This window comes from Chloracidobacterium sp. (assembly GCA_025057975.1).
Lineage (GTDB): Bacteria > Acidobacteriota > Blastocatellia > Chloracidobacteriales > Chloracidobacteriaceae > Chloracidobacterium.
Genome location: JANWUV010000049.1, coordinates 1 through 611, shown reverse-complemented (window position 1 = coordinate 611; position 611 = coordinate 1). Strand labels below are relative to the sequence as shown.

Sequence of the window (611 nt, the reverse complement as noted above, 5' to 3'; positions counted from 1 at the left end):
AAAGCACCGTTCCCACTTTGAGAAAAAACAGCGCCAACGGCCACAAACCAGGGGATGACACAGGCGTTGCGGGCATCGTTGCCCAAGGGAGCACAGGCCACCAGGCGACTGAACGGGCTAGTTTGGGTCGTTGCCCGAGCATTCCCAGGAGACCCCCGATGCCCAAAGCCGGCAACTCGCTCATGCCCAAAGCGGACAATAGCGCTGTTGTCAGACCCACCCCCAACAACCACGTGTTTTTCACCGCCTTTTGCCCCAAGCGCCATCCAGCATCGGCAATCAGAACGACGACCACCGGTTGAATGCCTGCCAGCACCGGCGCCATTTGGGGTAACGTCCCCCACGCGCGATAGCCCCAGGCCACCAGAGTGGTGAGCAACGCCGCTGGCAAAATGAACGCTGCTCCCGCCACCAGCCATCCGGCCCAGCCCGCCCGCCGTAGCCCGATCAAAATCGCCATTTCCGTCGAGTTTGGACCAGGAATCAGGTTGACCGCCCCCATCAGGTCTAAAAATTCGTCCGCTGGCAGCCACTGGCGCTGTTCGACCACTTCCTTTTGCATCAGGGCGATGTGCGCTGCTGGCCCCCCAAAGGAAAACACACTCAACCGG

Annotated in this window: 1 protein-coding gene; it reads right to left on the bottom strand. The window is 60.9% G+C overall.

The features are described from left to right. A partial coding sequence (locus tag NZ585_15000) for a chromate transporter (GenBank protein MCS7081339.1) occupies positions 1 to 611 on the bottom strand: 611 nt, incomplete at both ends.